Annotated in this window: 22 protein-coding genes; 3 read left to right on the top strand and 19 right to left on the bottom strand. The window is 40.4% G+C overall.

Annotation, left to right across the window (positions count from 1 at the left end):
* Positions 1-101: 101 nt before the first annotated feature.
* The 11 genes from QM406_RS00335 to QM406_RS00285 form a co-directional block, all read right to left on the bottom strand.
* A complete protein-coding gene (locus QM406_RS00335; protein WP_414258244.1) occupies positions 102-425 on the bottom strand; it encodes an AzlD domain-containing protein in 324 nt (107 codons plus the stop codon).
* Positions 415-1,110: an AzlC family ABC transporter permease gene (locus QM406_RS00330; RefSeq protein ID WP_153224596.1), complete on the bottom strand. Its 696-nt coding sequence runs from the start codon at positions 1,108-1,110 to the stop codon at positions 415-417. Before QM406_RS00330 ends, QM406_RS00335 begins: the two co-directional genes overlap by 11 nt.
* 161 nt (positions 1,111-1,271) lie before the next feature.
* Positions 1,272-1,946 carry a lysostaphin resistance A-like protein gene (locus QM406_RS00325; protein ID WP_414273088.1) on the bottom strand — a complete coding sequence of 225 codons (675 nt, stop codon included), beginning with the start codon at positions 1,944-1,946 and terminating at the stop codon, positions 1,272-1,274.
* A gap of 120 nt (positions 1,947-2,066) precedes the next feature.
* Positions 2,067-2,735, bottom strand: coding sequence for a CPBP family intramembrane glutamic endopeptidase (locus tag QM406_RS00320; protein WP_049526392.1), 669 nt, complete (start codon positions 2,733-2,735; stop codon positions 2,067-2,069).
* Between the two features lie 11 nt (positions 2,736-2,746).
* A complete protein-coding gene (locus QM406_RS00315; protein WP_414273087.1) occupies positions 2,747-3,424 on the bottom strand; it encodes a lysostaphin resistance A-like protein in 678 nt (225 codons plus the stop codon).
* A gap of 122 nt (positions 3,425-3,546) precedes the next feature.
* Positions 3,547-4,215: a lysostaphin resistance A-like protein gene (locus QM406_RS00310; RefSeq protein WP_414273086.1), complete on the bottom strand. Its 669-nt coding sequence runs from the start codon at positions 4,213-4,215 to the stop codon at positions 3,547-3,549.
* 115 nt (positions 4,216-4,330) lie between these two features.
* Complete coding sequence (locus QM406_RS00305; protein WP_414273085.1) at positions 4,331-5,194, bottom strand: XRE/MutR family transcriptional regulator; 864 nt, start codon at positions 5,192-5,194, stop codon at positions 4,331-4,333.
* A gap of 111 nt (positions 5,195-5,305) precedes the next feature.
* On the bottom strand, positions 5,306-6,316 hold the full coding sequence (gene tsaD / locus QM406_RS00300) for a tRNA (adenosine(37)-N6)-threonylcarbamoyltransferase complex transferase subunit TsaD (RefSeq protein WP_414273084.1): 1,011 nt from the start codon (positions 6,314-6,316) through the stop codon (positions 5,306-5,308).
* Positions 6,306-6,743: a ribosomal protein S18-alanine N-acetyltransferase gene (rimI, locus tag QM406_RS00295; RefSeq protein ID WP_414273083.1), complete on the bottom strand. Its 438-nt coding sequence runs from the start codon at positions 6,741-6,743 to the stop codon at positions 6,306-6,308. Before rimI ends, tsaD begins: the two co-directional genes overlap by 11 nt.
* Positions 6,740-7,423: a tRNA (adenosine(37)-N6)-threonylcarbamoyltransferase complex dimerization subunit type 1 TsaB gene (gene tsaB, locus QM406_RS00290; RefSeq protein WP_414273082.1), complete on the bottom strand. Its 684-nt coding sequence runs from the start codon at positions 7,421-7,423 to the stop codon at positions 6,740-6,742. The genes rimI and tsaB overlap by 4 nt, the downstream gene beginning before the upstream one ends.
* A 110-nt stretch (positions 7,424-7,533) precedes the next feature.
* On the bottom strand, positions 7,534-7,740 hold the full coding sequence (locus QM406_RS00285; protein ID WP_075232301.1) for a hypothetical protein: 207 nt from the start codon (positions 7,738-7,740) through the stop codon (positions 7,534-7,536).
* A 399-nt stretch (positions 7,741-8,139) separates the two neighbouring features.
* On the opposite strand from QM406_RS00285, the gene QM406_RS00280 reads away from it, so the two are divergent.
* The gene (locus tag QM406_RS00280) at positions 8,140-8,373 is read left to right on the top strand and encodes a DNA-dependent RNA polymerase subunit epsilon (RefSeq protein WP_000639568.1); all 234 of its coding nucleotides are present in this window, start codon (positions 8,140-8,142) and stop codon (positions 8,371-8,373) included.
* Between the two features lies 1 nt (position 8,374).
* Complete coding sequence (gene rnjA / locus QM406_RS00275) at positions 8,375-10,054, top strand: ribonuclease J1 (RefSeq protein WP_414273081.1); 1,680 nt, start codon at positions 8,375-8,377, stop codon at positions 10,052-10,054.
* A 41-nt stretch (positions 10,055-10,095) separates the two neighbouring features.
* Here rnjA and QM406_RS00270 read toward each other — a convergent pair whose 3' ends face one another.
* From QM406_RS00270 to QM406_RS00235, 8 genes are all read right to left on the bottom strand, one after another.
* The gene (locus QM406_RS00270; protein WP_414273080.1) at positions 10,096-11,133 is read right to left on the bottom strand and encodes an aldose epimerase family protein; all 1,038 of its coding nucleotides are present in this window, start codon (positions 11,131-11,133) and stop codon (positions 10,096-10,098) included.
* Between the two features lie 146 nt (positions 11,134-11,279).
* A complete protein-coding gene (gene lacD / locus QM406_RS00265) occupies positions 11,280-12,275 on the bottom strand; it encodes a tagatose-bisphosphate aldolase (RefSeq protein WP_414273079.1) in 996 nt (331 codons plus the stop codon).
* A 10-nt stretch (positions 12,276-12,285) separates the two neighbouring features.
* Positions 12,286-13,452: an SIS domain-containing protein gene (locus tag QM406_RS00260; protein ID WP_414273078.1), complete on the bottom strand. Its 1,167-nt coding sequence runs from the start codon at positions 13,450-13,452 to the stop codon at positions 12,286-12,288.
* A 118-nt stretch (positions 13,453-13,570) separates the two neighbouring features.
* Positions 13,571-13,975, bottom strand: a complete 405-nt coding sequence (locus QM406_RS00255; protein WP_000167443.1) for a PTS sugar transporter subunit IIA — start codon at positions 13,973-13,975, stop codon at positions 13,571-13,573.
* Between the two features lie 3 nt (positions 13,976-13,978).
* Positions 13,979-14,800 (bottom strand): PTS system mannose/fructose/sorbose family transporter subunit IID, encoded by an 822-nt coding sequence (locus QM406_RS00250; RefSeq protein WP_000185293.1) that lies wholly within the window; start codon positions 14,798-14,800, stop codon positions 13,979-13,981.
* Positions 14,787-15,692: a PTS mannose/fructose/sorbose/N-acetylgalactosamine transporter subunit IIC gene (locus QM406_RS00245; RefSeq protein WP_075232293.1), complete on the bottom strand. Its 906-nt coding sequence runs from the start codon at positions 15,690-15,692 to the stop codon at positions 14,787-14,789. Before QM406_RS00245 ends, QM406_RS00250 begins: the two co-directional genes overlap by 14 nt.
* 26 nt (positions 15,693-15,718) lie before the next feature.
* On the bottom strand, positions 15,719-16,195 hold the full coding sequence (locus tag QM406_RS00240) for a PTS system mannose/fructose/N-acetylgalactosamine-transporter subunit IIB (protein WP_414273077.1): 477 nt from the start codon (positions 16,193-16,195) through the stop codon (positions 15,719-15,721).
* Positions 16,192-17,979 carry a glycoside hydrolase family 35 protein gene (locus QM406_RS00235; RefSeq protein WP_414273076.1) on the bottom strand — a complete coding sequence of 596 codons (1,788 nt, stop codon included), beginning with the start codon at positions 17,977-17,979 and terminating at the stop codon, positions 16,192-16,194. Before QM406_RS00235 ends, QM406_RS00240 begins: the two co-directional genes overlap by 4 nt.
* A 324-nt stretch (positions 17,980-18,303) precedes the next feature.
* On the opposite strand from QM406_RS00235, the gene QM406_RS00230 reads away from it, so the two are divergent.
* On the top strand, positions 18,304-19,020 hold the full coding sequence (locus QM406_RS00230) for a GntR family transcriptional regulator (RefSeq protein ID WP_045762517.1): 717 nt from the start codon (positions 18,304-18,306) through the stop codon (positions 19,018-19,020).
* Positions 19,021-19,268: the final 248 nt, after the last annotated feature.

Raw genomic sequence — 19,268 nt, 5'->3', positions numbered from 1 at the left:
ATATTTCCTCCAAAATAGAATACAATCTTATCTTAACAGAAAAAAAGGAATTACGCTATTATATGATTTCTATATTTGTGATAGGTTTTCTTTATGGCTGATTAAAAGACCAAACGTAGGACTGCTATCAAGACCACCCCAAAGAGAACGGTCCCCACCAGATTACGATAACGAAAGGCCACAAAAGCCGTTGGAAAGACTGCTAAAAAGTCTAACCACTTTATCTGCGGGAGACTTCCAACTTTTCCTGTCACCACACTTGAAAGAATCAAGGCAAAGATAATAGAAACTGGTAGGAATTTCAAAAAACGCTCTACGATAGACGGCAAACCCTTGTACTTGGCTAGGATAAAAGGAATCATTCTTGGAATCCAAGTCACCAAGCCAGAAAAGACAATTGCTAATAAAATATACTTACTGACCATCCAAGACCACCCCCATGGTACAACCTAGCAAGGTCGCAAACAGAACAGCTAATGACTGAGACACAACCGTCAAGAGCAAAAAGAAAGATACAGCTACAACTGCTAAAATTATGAAGAGATTGCGCAAAGGAATCCGTTTTTGCATAATCTGAAACTGGGAAGTAAAAATCCCAATAAACATCCCCACTAGGGCAAAATCTAAGCCAAAAATTTCTGGATTTGGTAGAAGTCCACCTAGAGCAGTTCCGACAACAGTTCCAACAAACCAAGCTACATAGCTGTTAAGGTTGTTCCCGTGCATCCACATAGGATTGACCTTATCCGTATGCACCAACTCGCCCATCAAAACGCCATAGGTCTCATCGGTCAAAAGACTGGACATGCCGATATTGTGCCAGAGACTGGTATGACGGAAATAGGTAGACGCATGTAAGCTCAACAAAAATAGACGCAAATTGATCAAAAAGACCGTCATGGCAATGGCTGCCACAGGCGCTTGAACTGCTATCAAGGCTATCATGGCAAACTGAGCACTCCCAGCATAAACAAAAAGACTCATCAGGCCCATTTCTACTGGTGTCACATATGGCGAACCGATAATGCCACAGGCAAGACCGATACTAACATAGCCCAGAGCTGTCGGCACCGCAGCCTGCACACCCTCCCAAAATCCTTTTTCTTTCATAGATTTCCTCACTAATCATTCCTTCAGCAACTGCTTTCCAAACAGTCACAGCAAACATTATTATAACATATTCGTAAAATAGAAAAAAGTCTGCTGATTGACAAGAACAGAAAAAGACTGGGTGGCCAGTCTCATGATGCAACTTATAAACTATTTTAGATTTAATACCCAAATACCAGTAAACTAACAACGATTAAAAATGTATTCCACAAGATATGAAGAGCCATTGGCCAATAAACTGAACGAGTATAACGAAATAGCATACAGAACAAGAGACCTGCTCCCGCATAAACGATGAAATCTGTTAACACCCAGCCATACTGTAAAACATGGATAAGACTAAAGAGTGTGGAGGAAACGACGACATCAACATAATACTTTTTAAATTTGGACAATGCTGTCATCAGAAGCCCACGAAAAACCAACTCTTCAACGATAGGAGCAATGAGACTGCCATAGAGAATACGTGTCACAAAATAACTAATTCCCGTCAAATTGGCTACGGTTTCTTTTATAGCACTCCCATTTTGCGTGCTGGGAAAAATCCGAGTCGTTATATTTACCCACAAAAACATCAATATAAAGGAAAGAAAGAAGATACCCAGATAGGACCAACGAAACTGGAAGCGACCGTACTCTTTCCAACGTTGACTCTTAACAAGAATGACAGTAGCAACAATTCCCTCAAGAGCTATCAATAAAATTTGTAAGCCATAAAATCCAAAATCTGATAATTGGTTAACAAATTCTAACCTTGCTACAAAATTAAAAATTAAGTAATAGGCGGCTATTATCAAAACAGTTGTCAAGTAAAATTTCGTTTCTTTCCTTTTCATCGTTGATCCTTTAGAGTTTTAGTTACACCATCTTCCAGCTAAACGTACCCAAGTCCATTTTATCCAATCAAAAACACCGCAATTAGGACTTTTCCCTTTATTTATGACTCTTAAAAACCTCTAAAACAACAAGGGTAGAATTTGACCAATGGCATTATCAACTATATGCAGTCCAATAGACCAATAAATAGACTTTGTCACTCTAAAAAAGACTGCCATTATTAGACCACCACCCATATATACGAAAAAGTCTGTCAAGACCCAACCATGACTACTGATATGCAAGATTCCAAATAAAGCAGCCGAACCAAGCACATCCAGTCCCCACTTCTTCCCTTTTTCCAGAGCTGTCATCACCAATCCACGATAGATCATCTCTTCAAAAATGGGACCTGCAATCACTGGATAGAAAAAATACATCAAAAATGCAGTAGGACCTGTAAAAGTAGGAAGATCCAGTTGATAAGAAATTTCATTTTGGGTGGACGGGAAAATAAAAAAGGTAACGAAATTCCAAACAAAAAAAGCTAGAAGAGCTAAAAAGAAATAGAAAAGATAGGACACTTTAAATTTTCTGCTATTGATTTGTTGCCATTTCCCTGACCAAATCATGGCAACAAGAGCAAGCAAAACCACAAGAAAATTCAACATCATATCCGAAAAATAATAGCCAAAATCAGATAGACCAGCAGCCAAGTCGCTGTGTAAAACCAGACGGATGAAGAACTGGTCCGCAATGATAAGTAGAATAGCTACAAACAAGTAGTAACGTGAGATTATCTTTTTCATATATCACCCTTCTAAAATCCAAACACCAATAAACTAACAATAAGCGAGAAGGTATTCCATGAAGCATGTAAAGCTATGGTCCAATAAATAGAGCGTGTACAGCGAAACATCATGCAAAATATCAAGCCCATTACAAAGTAAAGTATGAAATCTGTCGTTATCCAACCATGCTGTAAAACATGCATAGCGCCAAATATGGCAGCAGAAACAAGAACATCAATATAGTAGTTTTTAAATTTAGACAAGCTTGTCATCAAAAAACCACGACACACGATTTCTTCTGCTACAGGTGCGATAAGGCTACCGTAAAGTACACGCGTAATAAAATAGCTAATTCCTGTCAAACTGGTGGCTACTTCCACTACAGTACTTCCATTTTGCGTACGAGGAAAGATACGAGTTGCTAGATTTGCCCACACAAATAATAAGAAAAAAGAAAGAATGAAAACACCCAGGTAAGACCAACGAAACTGGAAGCGACCGCACTCTTTCCAATGTTCACTTTTGACAAAAATAATTGTAGATACAGTTCCCAGAATAAGTACCAATAAAACCTGGAACACATAGTAGATCTCATCAGACAAAGCTACAGTAAAATCTAAGTCTGGTATGACATTAAAAATGAGGTAATAGGTCAAAAGCAACAAGCCAGTTGCTAGGTGAAATTTCATTTCTTTCATTTTCTTCATTTAATCAACTCCTATAGTATCTATCCTCTACTACGCTTAAACAACTCACCTGTTGGATCTACAACCCAAGCAAAAGCACCACGATTAGGACTCATCCCTTGATTTATGATTATCAAAATCCTCTAAAACAGCAAAGGAAGTATATGCCCGATACCGTTATAGACTATATGCAGTCCAATAGGCCAATAAATAGACTTTGTTACTCTAAACAAGACCGCAAATATGATACCGCCACCCATATATACGAAAAAATCTGTCAAGACCCAACCATAATCACTAATATGCAGAATTCCAAATAAAGCAGCAGAACCAAGCACGTCCAGTCCCCATTTTTTCCCTTTTTCCAAAGCGGTCATCACCAATCCACGATAAATCATCTCTTCAAAAATGGGACCTGCAATCACTGGATAGAAAAAATACATCAAAAATGCCGTAGCTCCTGTAAAAGTTGGAGCAGCGAGTTGGTAAGCAAGTCCATTTTGGGTAGGTGGGAATAGGAAAAATTTGATGACATTCCAAATAAATAAAGCAAGAAAAGCTAAAAAGGAATAAAAAAGATAGGATCGTTTAAATTTTCTACTGTTGATTTTCTGCCATTTCCCTGACTGAATCATGACAATGAGCGCAAGCAAAACTACAAGAAAATTCAACATCATATCCGAAAAATAATAGGCAAATTTAGATAGACCAGCAGTAAAATCATTGTTTAAAACCAGACCACTGAAGTACTGGTAAGCAATGACAAGTAGAATGGCTACAAAAAAGTAGTAGCGTGAGATTATCTTTTTCATTCTTTTTTCTCCTATACTATGGAATGAAGACAGTATAACACGAAAAATTCCATATTTTAAAAATTCGCATATTTGACATTTTTTCTGGTAGGAATTTCACATTTGCGATTTCTAACTAATCGATAAGTGCTTTGTATTGTTGTAAGCGTAGTTCAAAAAGTGCTGATAATTGTGGATTTTCTAATATTTGCAGAGATTGGATAAAGTGTTCAATCTCTTTTTGATTACTTCCCTTGGTCTGAAGGAAAACACTCATTTTCTTTAAAAACTGCCACAGTAATTTCTCAAAAACATCATACGGGCGAAGTATGCTCTCCAACGCGGACTCAAAGATTGGGATGTAGGAGAAAAGTTTACGCTCCATAAGCTCTGAGATGATATTTAGAAAGCTACTTTTCATATACAGTCTATTGTGTGCCAATTCTTTAAATTCCTTGGATTTTTCGAGTAAGGAGGTTGATAAAAATATCAAATCTTGGTTGCCCAAAAAAGGCATGGTATTGCAAAAGATATAGAGTTCAAACCAGGTCCAAGATTCGATAGCATAGAGATAGATAGTTAAAAACTCGCTATCCTCCTCTGCTAGCGGATAGCTTTTATCTAGTGAATGGATAGCATCTTTAATCACAATAGAGTTCAAACGACGATAGGTCTGCGCCATCTGTTCTTGCTCAATTTCTTTCAACAATTGCTCTAAGCCAGCTATATCTTGATGGGCAAAGCGATCCACAATCCTTCTACCAAATCGCATATGTGGAGATTCTTGGTAGTTGTTGAGCTTGTGCCCAAACTCATCAAAGGTCACATTGATCCCCTGGATAGCTAGGATCAGCTTATCCGCAGACAGCATGGATTGCCCTAGTTCGAACTTGGATAGCTGAGAGGCTGTTAGTCCACCACAAGCCACATCTGACTGCTTGAGCTTTCTCGCCAGGCGCAATTCCTTGTAAAATTCTCCTAATTCCTGTTTTTCAATCATTGCCGAACTCCCCTTTAAATATTCCCTTTACTATTCTATTCGTAAAAACTTTTTACTTTTTTAACATATTATAAAATATTTTAGCAAAAAAGCCAGCTTCAAGCTGACTTTTCATTCTATAGTATCAAAAGCGAGACTTGGTTTGGCATTTAGCTCCAAGCCTGCAAAGTTTTCTTTGTTCCACTCGCTGACGCTGGCATAGGCAATCATACCCGCATTGTCTCCGCAAAGACGCAGAGGTGGGATGATAACCTTGACGTCAGTGATTTCGGCTGCCAAGCGTTCTCTCAATCCTTTGTTAGCTGCTACACCACCAGCTACAACGAGGGTTTTAACAGGGTATTTCTCTAAGGCTTTTTTAGTTTTTGCCATGAGAATATCCATGACTGAAGCTTGGAAGGAGGCTGACAGGTCTTCCTTGGATAAGCTTTCTCCCTTTTGCTCGGCATTGTGGTGAAGATTGATAAAGGCAGATTTCAAACCTGAGAATGAAAACTCCAGATTGTCTTCCTTAATCATGGCACGAGGGAAATCATAAATATCCTGACCTTGGTGGGCTAACTCGTCAATCTCCCGACCTGCTGGATAGGTCAAGCCCATGACACGACCGACCTTGTCATAGGCCTCACCAACCGCATCATCACGAGTTTCACCAACAATCTTATAATCACCAGCCTCAGAAACATAGACCAACTCTGTGTGTCCACCACTGACTAATAGAGCTAGTAAGGGGAATTCCAAAGGCTCCACACTTTGAGCCGCCATGAGATGACCAGCCATGTGGTTAACAGGGATAAGTGGAAGTCCATGTGCCCAAGCAAAGGCCTTAGCAGCTGACAAGCCAACTAGCAAGGCTCCGACCAAGCCTGGTCCATAGGTAACGGCAACAGCTGTCACGTCCTCTTCGGCAATCCCTGCTTCTGCCAATGCCTCCTCGATACAGGCTGTAATGACCTCGACATGGTGACGACTAGCCACTTCAGGAACTACGCCCCCAAAACGTTTGTGACTTTCAATTTGACTAGCAATGACATTGGATAAGAGCTCGTCATCGTTTTTCAATACGGCGACACTAGTCTCATCACAGGATGTCTCAAATGCTAAAATATATCTATCCTTCATCTATTTCTCTCTTCATGATAATGGCGTCCTCAACTGGATCATGGTAGTAGTCCTTTCTCTCAGCGATGTCCGCCATTTTTTCTTTCTTGTAAAATGCTTGCGCTCGTTGGTTTGATTTCCTGACTTCGAGGAAAATCTCCTTATCTATTGGCAAAGTTGCAAACAAGGCTGAGGCGATTCCCTGACCTTGATAAGCTTTCTTGACAGCGATTTGCAAGACTTCTGCTTCAAAGATATTTTCCTGAACGGCTAAAAATCCAATCACTTCTATCCCATCATAAGCCAGAGCATACCAAGTCTGGTCTTGGGACAGGTCTGCTTGGATTTGTTCCAGAGTCCAAGGACTGACTGGGTATACATCTACCATGACAGCATAGATGGCTTGAGCCAAGTCAGGTTGCTGTTGGATTCGTTTGATTTCTATCATAGGCGTTTAATGTAGGACTCGCCAGACTCGGTGTGATTCTTGAGCCAGTTTTCCTCAGCTTCTACACGCTTGAGGTAATTTGGCACAAAGTCATGCAAGGAGTCTGCTTCCTTATCCCAAGCCCAGAGGGCTAGATTCGCTGCATTTGGCAAGGTTCCCTGATAGTTAGCCTGTGGTAGTTGTTCTTGAATCTGCTCCACAAAGGCTCCTACTTCACCGACAAAGGTTACCCGTTCAGCATCCTTGACTTGCTCTAGGACCTCCTCGAAAGATAGGTGAGCTTCAGGAAAGACTGGCTGGGCATTTTCGTAAAATCCTGCATAAACATTGTTACGACGTGCGTCCATCAAGGGAACAACCAAGCCTTGCTGTTGGTTCGGTACCAGGGCCAAAAGGCTTGACATGCCCACTAACTCGATATTTAGAGTGTGAACTAAGGTTTTGGCAGTTGCTACTGCAATTCGCAGACCTGTGTAGCTACCTGGTCCCTCTGCTACAACGATTCGATCCAAATCTTTGGGCGTCAAATCTAGACTAGCTATCAAAAAATCGATGGCTGGCATAAGGGTAATACTGTGATTTTTTTTGATATTGATTGTCGTCTCGGCAAGAAGCTGCTTGTCCTCTAAAATGGCTAGAGACAGAGCCTTGCTAGACGTATCAAATGCTAATACTTTCATAACACATTCCTATCTTTTTGTCTGTTTACTATTATACTACAAAAGAAGGCGCATGGGAATTTTCTTTGTTTTGAAGCAAAAATGTCCTGCCAAACAGACAGGACAAGTACTTAAGCATTCAAACCAAAGTAAAATACAAGCCAAACCACATAGGTTACAAGAAGGAGGAAAATGGAATACAGTGTTACAAAGAGAATTTTCCAGTGTACAGCTGTTTTTCTATGTTCCAGCCGAACAAATACTAGATTGCCACCGTAAACACAGGCAACAAAAACAGCAAATACCAAGAGACGAATCGCGATAGCTAGTTGAAACATAGAGAGCCTCCTTTCTCCAATTCTAAAGGCAAATATTTCAAAATCATCATCTAACGAAAAGGAGCCCAAGCAGTTGTAGCAATATGTAGAATTTCCATCCAAATAGGTGAAACACAAAATCAAGCATAGCTAGTCCTCCTTAATCAAGAAAAACCTCTTTTCTAACTTTATTATAGCACTTGCATCGGATGTCTTCAAATACTTATACAAGGTATAATGAAACCCATTTCAAGCTCCTTACTTTCATGTTTCCTGCTTTTACTAATTCCCCTTTTTATGTTATAATTGAGATAATTGTAACGAATCAAGGTCAATAAAGACAAAAAATGAACTGGAATCAAACCAGCTTCAAACTGAGCATTTTTGAATATAGCTGACCTGAAAGCAGAAAGGAAACATATGATTTACAAAGTTTTTTATCAAGAAACAAAAGACCGTAGCCCACGTCGTGAAACAACACGCTCACTATACTTAGACATCGATGCTAGTTCAGAACTTGAAGGACGTATCGCTGCTCGCCAACTTGTCGAAGAAAATCGTCCAGAATATAATATCGAGTATATCGAACTCTTGTCTGACAAACTGCTAGACTACGAAAAAGAAACTGGCGCATTCGAAATTACGGAGTTCTAATATGGCTTACACTCTTAAACCAGAAGAAGTCGGCGTTTTTGCCATTGGTGGTCTAGGAGAAATCGGAAAAAACACATATGGTATCGAATACCAAGACGAAATCATCATCGTTGATGCAGGGATTAAATTCCCTGAGGATGACCTACTTGGTATCGACTACGTTATCCCTGATTACTCCTACATTGTAGAAAATATCGACCGCGTCAAGGCTCTCTTGATTACACACGGACACGAGGACCATATCGGAGGGATTCCTTTCTTGCTCAAGCAAGCAAACATCCCTATCTATGCTGGTCCACTGGCCCTTGCCTTAATCCGTGGAAAACTCGAAGAGCATGGACTTTTGCGCAATGCTACACTTCACGAAATCAACCACAATACGGAGTTGACCTTTAAAAACCTTAAAGCAACTTTCTTTAGAACAACCCACTCGATTCCAGAGCCATTGGGAATCGTCATCCATACACCTCAAGGGAAAATCGTTTGTACGGGAGACTTCAAGTTTGACTTTACACCAGTTGGTGAACCTGCAGACTTGCACCGTATGGCAGCCCTAGGTGAAGACGGAGTGCTTTGCCTACTCTCTGACTCGACCAATGCTGAGGTTCCAACCTTTACAAACTCTGAAAAGGTTGTCGGCCAGTCGATCATGAAGATTATCCAAGGTATCGAAGGACGTATCATCTTTGCATCCTTTGCCTCAAATATCTTCCGTCTCCAGCAAGCAACGGAAGCTGCTGTTAAGACCGGGCGTAAGATCGCAGTCTTTGGGCGCTCTATGGAAAAGGCCATTGTTAACGGGATTGAACTTGGCTACATCAAGGCTCCTAAGGGAACCTTCATCGAACCAAATGAAATCAAAGACTATCCTGCAGGCGAGGTTCTCATCCTCTGTACAGGTAGTCAGGGCGAGCCTATGGCAGCCCTCTCTCGTATCGCTAACGGAACTCACCGTCAGGTGCAACTCCAACCTGGTGATACTGTTATCTTCTCATCTAGCCCAATTCCAGGAAACACCACTAGCGTCAACAAATTAATTAACATCATTTCAGAAGCTGGTGTTGAAGTTATCCATGGTAAGATCAATAACATCCATACATCTGGACACGGTGGCCAGCAAGAGCAAAAACTCATGCTCCGCCTCATCAAGCCAAAATACTTCATGCCTGTTCACGGTGAATACCGCATGCAGAAAGTCCACGCTGGACTAGCGGTTGATACTGGCGTAGAGAAGGACAATATCTTTATCATGAGTAATGGTGATGTGCTTGCCCTCACTGCAAACTCTGCTCGTATCGCAGGTCATTTCAATGCTCAGGATATCTACGTCGATGGAAATCGTATAGGTGAAATCGGTGCAGCTGTGCTTAAAGATCGCCGCGATCTATCTGAAGATGGTGTCGTACTTGCTGTCGCAACAGTAGACTTCAAGTCTCAGATGATTATTTCTGGTCCAGATATCCTCAGTCGCGGATTCGTCTACATGCGCGAATCTGGCGACTTGATTCGCCAAAGCCAACGTATCCTTTTCAATGCTATTCGTATCGCATTGAAAAACAAAGATGCCAGCATCCAATCTGTCAATGGCGCCATCGTAAATGCTATTCGACCATTCCTTTATGAAAATACTGAACGTGAACCAATCATCATTCCAATGATTCTCACACCAGATGAAGAATAAGAAAAAATTCTCTGAAATCGAATGACTTCAGAGAATTTTTGTTATTTTACGACAAGCTCGTAACGAGTTTTGCTGGTGAAAGTTTCACCTGCTTTGAGAATGACTTGATCTTTAAGGTCACTATGAATAGCATCTGGTAAAGCCTGCGCCTCAAGAGCAATTCCATTGTGCTGAATCATTGGCTGACCAGCAATGATGACACTCTCATCCACAAAGTTTGCTGTATAAACTACAAAGCAAGGTGCTTCTGTCTTAAAGAGTAAGAAACGACCTGAACCCTGGTCATAGAGGAAACCAGCATTATCATGTCCTGCAGGCAGAGCAAATGGGTGGTCCAAACCAGATACGAGTTGGATTTGTTCATCTTTGTCTGCAAAGATATCTTTCAACAAGGCGCCATTGTAGATATGTTTGACCACATCACGATTAGCATCTGGAGCTTTAGCTGGGACACCGTCAGGAGCGATTGGATAAATACCTTCTGTATTCAGTTGGAAAACATGGCGGTCAACCGTCTGCGTGAAATCACCAGATAAGTTAAAGTAGCTATGGTTGGTTGGATTTACCAGCGTATCCTGGTCTGTCGTCACCTTGTAACTAACTTCGTAGGCTCCACTTTCTTCCAAATAGTAGCTAATCCAGATTTTAAGGTTTCCAGGGAAACCTCCTGTCCCGTCTGTTCTTTCTGTGTAAAGAGTTAAGCCATGGTCGCTCACCTCGACTAGCTCAAACAAACTAGAATCCCAACCTGTTGAGCCGCTGTGGTTACAGTTGCTAGCATTGTTGACTTCGAGTTCATAGGCTTTCCCATTCAATTCGAATGTCGCACCTGCGATACGACCTGCAACTGGACCTACACTCGCTCCATGTTTAGGGCTATTGCCCACATAGCTTTCAAAATCGTCAAAACCTAGGATAACATTGGCAAAATTGCCAGCCTTATCTGGAGTTACATAGCGTAAAATTGTTGCTCCATAAGTCATGATTTCCAGTTGGTATCCTGCCTCCGTTTCAAAACGGTAAGCGAGGACATCCTTGCCATCAACTTTCCCAAATACACGTTCTGTGTATGCTTTCATCCTTCTCTCCTTTTTCTATTTCAATTAAGTAAACAAACCATAGAAAGCGCATTCACTCTCTATGGTTTTATTGTATGATTTACAAACACCTTTGTCAAGAAACCATAGATATTTTATTAACAAAAGTCGTTTCTTCTATTTCTGATCTATACTTCTACACGTTCAGTCCATGAAGTTGCTGTTGTTTGAAGAACCTTGTTGAGTTCGTCAATGTTCTCAAATCCAGTTGTTTGCAACCACTCACGAGCTGCTGCTTCACCGTCTTTGATGTAGGCTTCAACAGAGCCAGCCCATGTTGCACGTCCACAAAGAACACCATTGAAGTTTGCGCCTGATTCATGGGCAAAGACAAGAGTTTCTTGGAAGAGTTTAGCGGATACACCTGCACTCAAGTAGATGTATGGAAGGTTAGTTGCTTCGTCTTGAGCTTTGAAGAAAGCAGCTGCTTCTTCACGTGTATGAACGATTTCGCCATCGCCAAAACCTTCAACGTATTTAACGTTAACTGGAACTTCTACTTTCAAGACATCAATGTTGAAACGTGGGTCTGAGAAGACTTTCATCGCACCAATAACTTTGTGTGGTTTTACTTTAGCGTATTCTGCAGAACCAGCGTCAGCAATCTTTTCATCGTAAGCCAAGATTTCAAGGAAGAATGGAATATCTTCCGCCACACACTCAGAACCGATACGTTCGATGTAGGCTTGTTTTTGTTGATTAAGTTCGTCAGAGCTGTCTACATCATAGTAAAGCAAGAACTTAACAGCATCTGCACCTTGTTCTTTGATACGTTTTGCAGACCAAACATCCAAGCAGTCTGGCAAACGTTTTGTGCTTGTTGTGTCGTATCCAGTTTTCTCATAAGCAAGGAGAAGACCAGCTTTTGGATCAAGAGCTTTTGTAGCTGGAAGTCCATACTCAGGGTCAAGAAGCATAGATGAAGCGTATTTTGTCAATTCATCTGTTACCAAGACTTTAAGTTCTTCCATTTGAGCTACTGTTGGCTCTTCTGTTTGGTATTGAGCCATGAGGCGTTTCAAAGCACCACGTTGGTCAAAAGCAAGAGCTGAGATAATACCATTTTCGTCTGAGAGTTTTTGCATGCAAGCAAGTTTATTTGGGCTTAATGTTAATTTACTCATAAATAACTCCTTATTTTTCAAACTCGTGAATAATGACACCTTGAACTACACGGTTAACTGTACCTGTAGGTGATGGTGTATCTGGTCTGTTACCAACTTTAAGTGAAGTCAAGAGAGCAAATAACTGACCATAAACGATGTAAGGGAAGACACGGTAAACATCATTCAGAACCCCACCGCATCCAAGTGCTACTTCCTTCACATTTTCAAGGCCGAAGGCTTGATCACTCAAGAGAACAACACGTCGAGCAATTTGGTCGCCTGCAACTTCACGAACCAAGTCCAAATCATACTTGCGAGTGTAATCTGTGGTTGAACCAAATACCAAAACAACTGTATCTTCATTGATCAAAGATTTTGGACCATGACGGAAGCCAACTGGACTTTCATACATAGTCGCTACTTGACCAGCAGTCAATTCCAAAATTTTAAGCTGTGCTTCATGAGACAGACCAAAGAATGGACCTGCACCTAGATAAATCACTCGGTTAAAGTCTAGGTCAACCAACTCTTTGACATCTGCCACATTGTCAAGAACTTTGCGAGCTAAACTAGATAGCACGTCGAAACGTTCAGCTTTAACAGCAAAGTCTGTCGGATCAAATACCAAGAGCGCTGTCAACATCATTGAAGTGAAGCTTGAAGTCATCGCAAATCCAGCATCGTTGGAAGCAGCTGGTTGCAAGAGCAAGAGGTTGCGGTCATCACCATGAGCTTGAAGAGCCAATTTCCCTTCAGCCGCACATGTGATTGTTACTTGGTAAAGTTCGTCAACTAAAGCTTTTGCTAAGTCAACGGTTGCTACACTCTCAGGCGAGTTTCCGCTACGTGCGAATGATACCAAAACAGTCGCCACATCTTTTTTCAAATAAGTTTGTGGGTTTGCTACGATATCAGTTGTCGCGATAGCATTAAAATTCCATTTACGTTCATCATAAACTTCTTTAAAGTAAGGAACCAGAGTATCACCTACATAAGCAGAAGTTCCAGCACCAGTCAGGATAACTTTGATGTAGTCATGTTTGTCAGCAATTCCTTGTAAGAAGGCTGCAATTTCATCACGTCGTGCTTGATAAGCTTCAAAAGCTTCTTTCCAAACGTCTGGTTGTTGGTAAATTTCGCGAGTTGTGATTTCTGCTCCCAACTCAAGCAATTCTTCTTTTGTATAATCTAGCATTGAGTTCCTCTAATCTATTATTATATTGTTTTTTATTTAAAATATGGGAATGGGAGTAAGCCCCATTCCCATTTATATTCTATGAAATATGTTCTAACAGTATTTCCGTTATTACACCTTATTCATCTTCATCGTCATCGAAGCTTGCCAATAAATCATTAACTTTGACAATGCTCTCTGAAGCACGACTCTTATAATCTGCATCAGCGCCAGTTAGGCTCGCATTGATAAATTCAATCACCATTGGAAGATTCATTCCTGCATAAAGTTCGATGTCACGACCTTCCATAATCAGACGGCTCACCACGTTACATGGTGTTCCACCAAGGAGGTCAGCAAAGACTAGGAAATCATCCAAACCTTCAACAGCAGCTTCAAATTTCGCAGTAAAATCTTCTGGCCCATCTTCTGGAAGAAGAGCTACTGCATGAATGTTGTCTTGTGGACCCATAATCATCTCTGTGCTACCTTTAAGTTCTTCACAGAAACGACCGTGACTCACTAAAATCAATGATTTAGTCATAAATTATGCGCCCATTCCAAGTGCAAATTTACCAAAGGCAGAAAGTGCCAAGGCAAGCACGATAATGATACCGATAGCTTTTGTAGAGTTCATACCTTTCTTACCAAGCAACCAGAAGATAAAGGCTGTGAAGATTGCTGGAAGCAAGCGTGGGAAGATTGAGTTCAAGATGTCTTGGAAGTCAATCATCTTTTCACCGATTGGCAATTTGTATGAAATTTCAAAGTTGATCATTGTTGCTACAAGAGCACCCATCATGAATACACCAAGTACAGATGCAGCTTCAATCAAAGCTGTCAAAGTGCTTTGCATGTTGTTGATGAGGTTAACCCCTTCTTTGTAGGCAAATTCCAATTGTTTCCAACGGAAGATGTCATACGCTACTGCAACTGCGATCCAAAGGAAGATACCCCAAGGTTGACCAGCAATAGCCATTGTTGCAGCGATAGATCCCATGATAGCAGGCACAAGTGAACCAAAGATAGTATCTCCAAGAGGAGCGAATGGTCCCATCAAACCTGTCTTGATACCGTTAACCGCATCTTTTGAGCCAACGCCATCTTTTTCTTCCATAGCAAGGTCAAAACCAGCGATGATTGTGTGGAAGAATGGTGAAGTGTTGAAGAATTGAGTATGAACTTTCATCATTTCTTTCAACTCAGGAGTTCCATCTCCATACATTTTACGCAATTGTGGCAAGATCATGTAAAGGTAACCTGATGCTTGCATACGTTCGTAGTTCCATCCCAATTGGAAAGTGAACAAGCTACGTTTGTTAATTTGATTAAAATCTTCTTTTGTTAATTTGTAATTAGAATTCGTCATCTTCAATTTCCCCACTTTCTGATGGTGTAGAAGGTGCTGCTACAGCAACTTTTTGGCTGTTCTTGAAGTGAACAACTGCAAGGAAGATACCTACGATAGAGATACCGATCATAGACAATCCTTTGAAGTTGTTGGCAAAGCCAATTTTTTCAGCAACGTCAGCAGGAAGAGTGCCAATGATACCAGCAACTGCTCCACCAAGACCTGTTACGTATGAGTAAAGAACAGTCAACATAGCTGTCAAACCGAATCCCATAGCAAGGTAGTGAAGGTTACGTTTAACTGGAAGGTAACGAAGCAAGATAGCGAATCCAAGACCTGGAAGCATACGACCTGCAAGAGTCAAACCGTCTGCAACCCATTGGAATTCTTTAACAAGGTTTACAACTGCTTGTACGAATTCTCCACCAAAAGCAAGAGCGAAGAATACTGGAAGGGCACGAGAAGCAGCCCATGGAAGCGCACCAAGAAGGTAGTTACGTTCGATTGCTTTATAGTCAAAGCGTTCGATCGCAGCATCAATACGGTGTGCGAAGAACGTAGTAGTCATACGACCAAGTACGTCGAAGTAAGTCAAAAGTGCCGCTACTGGTACAGCGATTGTAGTGATCGCAAGGTCAGTTTCGATACCTTGTGAAACTGAGAAAGCAGTCGCAAGAACCGCACCAGAAGTTGCGTCGATACGAGAAGCACCACCGAAGGTACCTACCCCAAGTACGAACAACTGCAAGCTACCACCGATAAACAAACCAGTTGTCAAATCTCCCATGATCAAACCAGTAATGAAACCAGCGAATACAGGGGAACCTGCAGAAGAAACGATCGTCAACTCATCACAGATTTGATAAGCTGAGTACAAAGTGAGAAGTAAAATTTGCCACCATTGTATCATAACAATGACCTCCTAAAAATTTTTTCCTATTTTAATAAGCTCAAAAAGTCTGAAACTGGATCATTTGGAACCATTTGAGCAGTAAGTTTAACACCTTTTTCCGCCAATTTGTGGAAATCTTCTACGTCTTTATCTACAACGTTGATTGAACGTGTGATAGAACGTGTTTCTGGTGTTTGAGACATATTACCAACATTGACTGCTTCAAGCGCTACCCCTGCTTCCACTAATCCAAGGAAGCGGTCTGGTTTACGAGCAACGATAAACAAACGTTGGCTATCATATTTTCCAGCAAGGATATTGGCTGCAGCTTTTTCAACTGGCAAAATACTAAGTTTTACACCTGGTGGTGTTGCAAGTTTCAATCCGCTCTTTTCAACGTCGTTATTAACAACTTCATTGTCAACGACCATGATACGTGAAACATTGAGTTTAGCAGACCAAAGGTTTGCTACTTGTCCGTGGATCAAACGTCCATCAATACGGCATCCTACAATTGTCATAAATTTTCCCCCTTTATATGTTTTAGTGTAGGTTTACGAGTTAAATGTATGTGATCTTTATACTCCCCTTCAGTTTCAAAGATAATGATGCGGTTAGCACCTTCCTTGAGATAGCTGTGCGGAATATAAAGCGATAAGGTTGGACCAACATTCCAGAAACGACCTAGATGATGGCCATTGACATAGGCAATCCCTTTACCAAACTCAGATAGTTCTAAGTAGGTGTCCTTCGGAGCCTCAACTTCAAAGTCATAGGCGTAAAAGGCAGGTTGTCCTTCTGTCCATCCTTTTGAGAAATCAATCTTTTCAGGATTATCTAGTGGAAGCGGATAGTGTTCCCAGTTCAGCATGAAGTGTAGATCTTTGCAGACACCTGTACGAATCCCTTTCCGTTGTGTATCTGCTAGGAACTTATGCCCGTAATTGACACGCCCCATATTTTCTACCAGAACATCAAAACGAGAGAGCGCTTTCTTTTCTCCTTGATAGAAGATGTCCTCACCAATTTCTGTCTGGTACTGAGTTGCAACCCATTTACCATCTACAAATAGCTGAGCTCTGTCTCGACCATCAATGATACGGATGCGTTCTTCTTCTGCATCCCAACTAGCTTCTGTACGATAGAGTAGATAACCGTAGCTTTGTCCCAACTCTTCCATTTTCTTAGGATAGAGACTTTTAGTTGGACTTGTTAAGCTACCCAAGGTCTCAAAGAGAGAAACTTTCTCGACCAGTGGAATGTTTTCAACTTCCATACTCTCTTTGTAAAGTGGTTCTAATTGTGGATACTCAGGATAGTAAGTCGCCATCATTTCCTTAACTGCCATGTATTTAGCAGTTGGATTGCCAGCTTCATTAAGGAGAGCATCATAATCATAAGATGTTACTTGTGGTAAATCAATAGTTCCTCGAGCTGAACAACCATTCATAAAACCAAAGTTGGTTCCACCGTGGAACATGTATAGGTTGATAGAGCCTTGCTCTAGTACCTCATGTACGGCTTCTGCTAACTCCTCTGGCTCACGCGTGATGACTGGTTCTTTCCATCGATTAAACCATCCATCCCAGAATTCCATACACATGAGTGGCCATTTCTTGCCATACTCATCAAAGAACTCTTGCATTTGCGAGAAGTTGAAGTTAGCTTTTGAACCAAAGTTCCCTGTCACAAAGAGATTATCTTCAATCAAGGTACCAGCTTTCAGAGTTGCTCGCCATGGACCATCAGATGTAAAGAGCGGACAAGTCACTGAACGTTCTTCCATCAATCGACGAATCTCACGCAAGTAGGTTTTGTCCTCACCGTATGAACCGTACTCATTTTCAACCTGCATCATGAGGATGTTACCACCATTATCCAACAATCTTGGAACAAGACGTGGAAGTAAATGATCATAGTAGCGTCCTACCATTTCTATAAAGGCTGGATCAGAGGAACGGATTCGCATGTCTTTATTTAAAAGCCATGCTGGTAAACCACCGAATTCCCACTCTGCACAGATAAAGGGAGATGGTCGAACAATAGCATACAAGCCTAAATCCTGAGCTGTCTGAAGAAATTTGTCAATATTAAGATTGCCTTCAAAATTGAAGTTTCCTTCAGTTGGCTCATGCAAATTCCAAGCGACGTAGGTTTCAACAGTGTTAAAACCTAAAGCCTTGAGATTGTACAATGAATGATACCAGTCTTCTTCAGGAATTCTAAAATAATGAATGGCACCAGATAAAATTTTGAATGGTTTCCCATCTAGGTAAAAATCATCCTCAATTTTAAACCTTGTCATTTTACCACCCCATACTTTTCCGTTTGCGCTTTCATTTGTTGTTATATTAAATGATAAACTAATGAATCCATCTTGTCAATAGATTTTTCGAAAATTATTTAAAATTTTTCTTTTTTTTACTGAATTGTTTTCTAAAATTCTTGTAAAAAAATTTTTTTCTTAAATATTTTCGATCTAGATAGCATAAATGTATGAGTTTATAACCGTAAATAATATGTAAGTCAATCACTTAGCCTATTATTTTATTTTTTACATTATTTACTATCATTTCCAAACTATTTATGGTAAAATCGAAGATGGAGAAGGAAAAAATGAGGTGAAAATATGGCAATTCCAAAGTATCAATATATCAAAGATGAATTGAAAAACAAAATCATTTCAGGTCAATTTGCAAGTGGCGACAAGTTCTACACTGAAGCAGAATTGATTGCAATGTATGACGTAAGTTCGATCACTGTTGTTCGCGCCTTAAACGACCTTGCTAAAGACGGTTATATTGTCCGCCAACAAGGAAAGGGAACCTTTGTGGCTCGCGCTCGCAAGCACAAACTCGTAGAATTTTCTGATGTAGAAATTTTTGAAACCAAGGACGATAAAGTCACTGTTCTTTCCATTGAACGCGGTAACGATCTTAACTACTTAGAAAAATTGGGATTGCGTGGCGATCAATTTTATTACAAAATCGAACGTATCCGTGAATCTAACGGTGTTACTTATATCTACCACACATCTTATATCCCTGAACAATACATCAATGCAAACTATCCAAATCTTGAATACTATAGTTCTATCTATAATCGTTTCAAATTGGACTACCACATTCACATGAATGACGAGCATTTTGAAGAAATCAATGAAATTGTATTTCCAACTCCAGAACATGCTGCTTCTATCCTAGGAATCGACTCTCAGTTCCCAACTGTTCTCCAAACCAAGACAACTAAACTTGAGTCAACTGGCCAAGTGTTGGAATACATTGAAACTTACAAACGTTCTGATTTCTATAAGATTAAATTTATCTCATGTGATCGCGATCACTAAACTTAAAAGTCTGAGACAATTGTTTCAGGCTTTTCTGTTTTTCATTATAGCACGCCAGCTTTTAGTAGGAAATATCAAATGACTTTAAACTATAATTTGGAGAAATTTTACTAAAAACAGAGTAAAAATTAAAATCAGTTCAAATTAAATAACTTCTTATATTTTTTATAGGTATTTTATTAAAATACTTGACTTTGCTAGATTCAGATAATACAATGGAATCAGTTTGTGAAAACGCTACCAAAACA

It is taken from the genome of Streptococcus infantis (genome assembly GCF_047465035.1).
GTDB lineage: Bacteria > Bacillota > Bacilli > Lactobacillales > Streptococcaceae > Streptococcus > Streptococcus infantis_T.
Note: the sequence above shows the minus strand (reverse complement) of the source record. Positions and strands in the feature narration are given on the sequence as shown.